Below are 4,694 nucleotides of genomic sequence, written 5' to 3'. Positions count from 1 at the left end.
CATGGCTGGCCCAGCACGGTGGCCGAGTTCCTCGACCTGATTGGCCCGCTGAGCGACCCGCGCGCCCATGGCCTCGACCCCGCGCAGGCCTTCCATCTCGTCATCCCGTCGCTGCCTGGCTTCGCGTTCTCGTCGCCGCTGGCGGGGCCCGGCTGGGACGCCGCCCGCACCGCCGCCGCGTGGGATGTGCTGATGAAGCGCCTCGGCTATGAGCGCTACGGCGCGCAGGGCGGCGACGCCGGCGCGCTGGTGACCCGCGAGTTGGGCATCCTGAATCCGCAAGGGCTGGTGGGCGTGCACCTGCAGCAGATCTTTGCCTTCCCGAGCGGCGCGCCGGGCGAGATGGAGAAGCTGTCGCCTTTCGAGAAGGCCGGCCTGGGCAACCTGGCGCGCTTCCAGAAGTACAACGGCTACGCCGAGATCCAGTCCAAGCGGCCGGCGACGCTSGGCTTCGGCCTGGTCGATTCACCGGTCGCGCAGCTGGCCTGGAATGCCGAGCTCTTCTTCGGCTTCGAGGGCGAGGCCGCCACCACGATGGATCGCGAGCGTTTCCTGACGCATGTGTCGCTGTACTGGTTCACGGCCACCGGTGGCCAGGCGGCCGAGTTCTATCTGGAGAACGCCCGCACCGGCGCCGGCTACCGCGAGCTGCCCAACGCGGCGCCCACCGCGGTCGCCTCCTTCCCGAACGACTTTCGCTCCGTGCGGGCCTTTGCCGAGCGTTCGCACAGCAACATCCGCCAGTGGACCGAGATGCCGGAGGGCGGCCACTTCGCCGCAACGGATGYGCCGCAGTTGCTGATCGATGACATCCGCAGCTTCTTTGCCCAGGTGAACTGAGCACGAGGCCGGCCTCGCGTTTCATCGCTCGCATCGAACAGGTCGAGTACGCCGCCCCGGCGGTGGAGGTGGCGCGGCCGGCCGGCGCCTGATCAGGGCTTGCGCCGCGGCGTCGCGTCCGGCCCCAGCACGCCCTTCACATGCGCCCATTCGGGCACGGTTTCGAACAGGTGGTCGATGAAGGCGCGCGTCTTGGCCGGCATCAGCCGGCGGCTGGCCGTCAGCAGCGTCACGGGCAGGGGCTCGAAGCGCCACTCGGGCAGCACCGCCACCAGCGTGCCCGCTGCGATGTCCGACGCCACCATGCCGAAGGGAAAGCTGCCGAGCCCGCCGCCGGCGCGCGTCAGTGACAGCACCAGGCCGATGGAGTTCGCTTCCAGCGGGCCAACCGGATGCACCTCGGCCGTCTGCTTGCCGTTCTGCAGCGTGCGGTACATGCCCTTGCCCTGGGTCAGCACGACGAAGTCATGCTCGGCCAGGTCTGCAGGCGTCTGAGGTGCGGGCCTGGCCTGCAGATAGATCGGGCTGGCATACAGGCCCCGCTCCAGCAGCATGTACTGGCGCGCCACCAGGTCGGGCTCGTCCACCGGGCCCATGCGCACGGCCACGTCATAGGGCTCGTTGAAAAGGTCGACACGGCGTGGCGTCGTGTCCACCTCCAGCTCCACCTTGGGGTAGCGGCGTATGAAGCGAGCAAAGCTTTCCGCCAGCACCAGCATCGCAAACTCGGCCGGCACGGACACGCGCAGTCGCCCTGTGGGCGTGGCATCGCGTGAGGCCAGCCATTCGCGCGTCTCGGCGATGTCCTCTTCGTGGCGGGCGGCGCGTTCGGCGAGTTGCTCGCCCAGCTCCGTCAACGTCAGCCGGCTGGCGCCGGGCACAAAGAGGCGGGCGGCTACCGAGGTCTCCAACGCCGTGAGGCGCCGGCTCAAGGTTGCCTTGGGCAGGTCGAGCTGGCGGGAGGCCTCGGACAGCGATCCCGCCTTGTGAACCTGGGCCAGCAGCAAGAGGTCGTCGATCTTCATGGCGTCGTTTATCTCGCTGTTTCTCGTTTGGTTTCGTTTCGTTTCCGGAACGGTGAGTTTGAGTTTTGTGGCTATTCGCCATAAATGGAACTCTCTACAGTCGCGGCCATCATGTCAACCGCCCGTCTTCTCCAGCCCCAAAGGCACCGCATCGGCGCCGGCTTCCAGGCCGAGGGTTGGCGCGAGCCGCTGGCGCTGCTCGACCCCTTCATCATGGTCGACCACTTCCGCATGACCGAGCCGGYGTTTGCGCCGCATCCGCATGCAGGCTTCTCGGCGGTGACCTATCTCTTCGATGACTCGGCCACCGGCATGGTCAGCCGCGATTCGCTGGGCGGCGAGCATGAAATCCTGCCGGGTGGCCTGCACTGGACGCTGGCCGGCCGGGGCGTCATGCATGACGAATTTCCCATCGAGGCGGGCCGCGAAGCCCATGGCCTGCAGATCTTCGTCAACCTGCCCGCCGAGCAGAAGCTGCGCGCGCCGACCGTCATGCGGCTGTCGCCCGAGCAGATGCCGCGCCGCGTGGGTGAAGGCTGGCGGGCGGTGCAGGTCTTCGGTGCCGACACCGCGCTCGATCTGCCCTGGTCGACCTCGCTGGTGCTGGTCGACATCGACACCGGCGCCGCCTTCGATTTCGTGCTGCCAGAGGGTGAGCAGGGTTTTGCCATCCCCATCCACGGCAGCGGCCACACCGGCGAGCTGCCACTGACCACCGGCCGCGCCCTCAGCCTGCCCGTCGGTGGCGGCGCCCGCATCGTGGCCGCTGAGGCGCTGCGCCTGGCCTGCTTCTGCGGCCGGCCGCTTTTCGAGCCCGTCGTGCGCCACGGCCCCTTTGTCATGAGCAACGAAGGCCAGGTTGTGGCCGCGCTGCAGCGATTCCAGTCTGGCGGCATGGGCCGCCTCAGCCCTAGAACAACCTCAAGCAACAACAAGGAAACCCTGTCATGAATGCACCGCAAGACAACACCGTTGCCCCGAAGCCTGCCAAGAGCGGCCCGCCCGTGCCCCTGCTCATCGTCGGCGCGATCCTGCTGATCGGCGGCATCGGCCTGGGTGGCCGCATGTGGTGGCGCGCACAGCATCTCGTCGAGACCGAGAACGCCTTTGTCGCCGGCCGCCTGCACCCGGTCGCCACGCGCGTGGCCGGTGTAGTCACCGAGATGCGCATGCAGGACAACGCTGTGGTCAAGGCCGGCGATGTGCTGCTGCGCCTGGACCCGTCCGACGCCGCCGTGCAGATCGAGCGCCTGAAGGCCCAGATCGCGCAGGCCGACGCGGCCATCGCAACGACAGCTGCGCAGATCGCCCAGTCCAAGGCCCAGGCCGCGGTGACGAACTCGCAGGTCGCCCAGGCCGAGAGCGTGCTGGCCCGCACCGAGCTGGACGCCAAGCGCAGCCAGGCGCTGTTCGGCGCCGAGTTGCGCGCCACGAGCAAGCAGGAACTGGATGCCACGCTTGCCGCCCGCGACGTGGCCCGCGCCGACCTGACCGCCCGCAAGGCCGGCGCCTCGGCCGCCAAGGAAGCCATCGCCGCCGCCGAGAGCGCGCGCCAGTCGGCCAACGCGCAAAAGAGTGCGACGCAGGCCTTGCTGAAGGACGCTCAGAACCAGCTTGGCTATGTCGAGCTGCGCGCGTCCAGCGACGGCCGCGTCGGCAAKCGCACGGTCGAGGTCGGCCAGCGCGTGCAGGCCGGCCAGCAGTTGGCGGCCATCGTCGAGCCCGAGGTCTGGATCACCGCCAACTTCAAGGAAACCCAGCTCGCGAAGATGAAGCCGGGTCAGAAGGTGCACGTGAAGGTCGACGCCTTCCCGGGCAAGGAACTGGAAGCCCATGTCGACAGCTTTGCCCCGGCCTCGGGCGCCAGCTTCGCSCTGCTGCCGSCGGACAACGCSACCGGCAACTTCACCAAGATCGTSCAGCGCRTGCCGGTCAAGGTTGTCTTCGAGCCCGAGAGCCTGAAGAGCCTGGGTGAAGCCGCGACACGCATCGTGCCGGGCCTCTCGGTGCAGGTGGAAGTCGAAATTTCCGAGTAAGCCTGACATGGGCAACGAAAACTACCTCCCCCCGCCGCCCGACCAGAAGGTCAGCGGCCGCACCTGGCTGGCCGTGCTGGCCAGCCTGCTGGGTGCCTTCATGGCGGTGCTGGACATCGCCATCACCAACTCCTCGCTGCGGGACATCCTCGGCGCGCTGTCGGCCACGCAGGAAGAGGGCTCCTGGATCTCCAGCGCCTACCTCGTCGCCGAGATCGTCGTCATCCCGCTGGCGGGCTTCCTGTCGATGGTGTTTTCCACGCGGCGCTACCTGGTCATCAATGTCGCGCTGTTCCTGCTCTTCAGCACGCTGTGCGGCATGGCCTGGAGCCTGGAAAGCATGATCGCCTTCCGCGCGGCCCAGGGCTTCACCGGCGGCGTCATGATCCCGATGGCGATGACGCTGGTCACGCGCAAGCTGCCACTGAATAAGCGCCCCATCGGCCTGGCCCTGTTCGGCATGACGGCCACGCTGGCCCCCACGCTGGGCCCCACCGTCGGCGGCTACCTTACCGAGCTGTATGGCTGGCCCAGCATCTTCTACATCAACTGGGCACCCGGCATCCTGCTGATGCTCGGCGTCAGCATCGGCCTGGACAAGGAGCCGATGAACTTGCGGCTGCTGCGTGAGGTGGACTGGTGGGGCGTCGTCTTCATGGCCGTCGGCCTGGGTTCGCTGACCGCGATGCTGGAAGAGGGCAATGCCAAGGACTGGTTCTCAAGCCCCTTCATCATCACGGCCGCCGTGCTGGCGGTGGGCGGCATCTATGGCTGGGCCTGGCGCGGCCTGACG

General features: G+C 68.1%; 5 protein-coding genes. 4 read left to right on the top strand and 1 reads right to left on the bottom strand.

The features are described from left to right. A partial coding sequence (locus ACXJKR_RS24675) for an alpha/beta fold hydrolase (protein WP_457325061.1) occupies window positions 1-840 on the top strand: 840 nt, incomplete at its 5' end. A gap of 92 nt (window positions 841-932) precedes the next feature. Here the strand turns inward: ACXJKR_RS24675 and ACXJKR_RS24670 are convergent. Next, the gene (locus tag ACXJKR_RS24670) at window positions 933-1,865 is read right to left on the bottom strand and encodes a LysR substrate-binding domain-containing protein (protein WP_457325060.1); all 933 of its coding nucleotides are present in this window, start codon (window positions 1,863-1,865) and stop codon (window positions 933-935) included. A gap of 111 nt (window positions 1,866-1,976) precedes the next feature. Between ACXJKR_RS24670 and ACXJKR_RS24665 the strand changes: the two genes are divergently transcribed. From ACXJKR_RS24665 to ACXJKR_RS24655, 3 genes are all read left to right on the top strand, one after another. Then, window positions 1,977-2,816 carry a pirin family protein gene (locus ACXJKR_RS24665; RefSeq protein WP_457325059.1) on the top strand — a complete coding sequence of 280 codons (840 nt, stop codon included), beginning with the start codon at window positions 1,977-1,979 and terminating at the stop codon, window positions 2,814-2,816. Next, window positions 2,813-3,901 carry an HlyD family secretion protein gene (locus tag ACXJKR_RS24660; RefSeq protein ID WP_457325058.1) on the top strand — a complete coding sequence of 363 codons (1,089 nt, stop codon included), beginning with the start codon at window positions 2,813-2,815 and terminating at the stop codon, window positions 3,899-3,901. The genes ACXJKR_RS24665 and ACXJKR_RS24660 overlap by 4 nt, the downstream gene beginning before the upstream one ends. A gap of 7 nt (window positions 3,902-3,908) precedes the next feature. After that, on the top strand, window positions 3,909-4,694 hold a 786-nt coding region (locus tag ACXJKR_RS24655), incomplete at its 3' end, for an MFS transporter (protein WP_457325057.1).

It is taken from the genome of Roseateles sp. P5_E11 (assembly GCF_054049355.1).
This window is presented reverse-complemented; position numbering and strand designations above follow the sequence as displayed.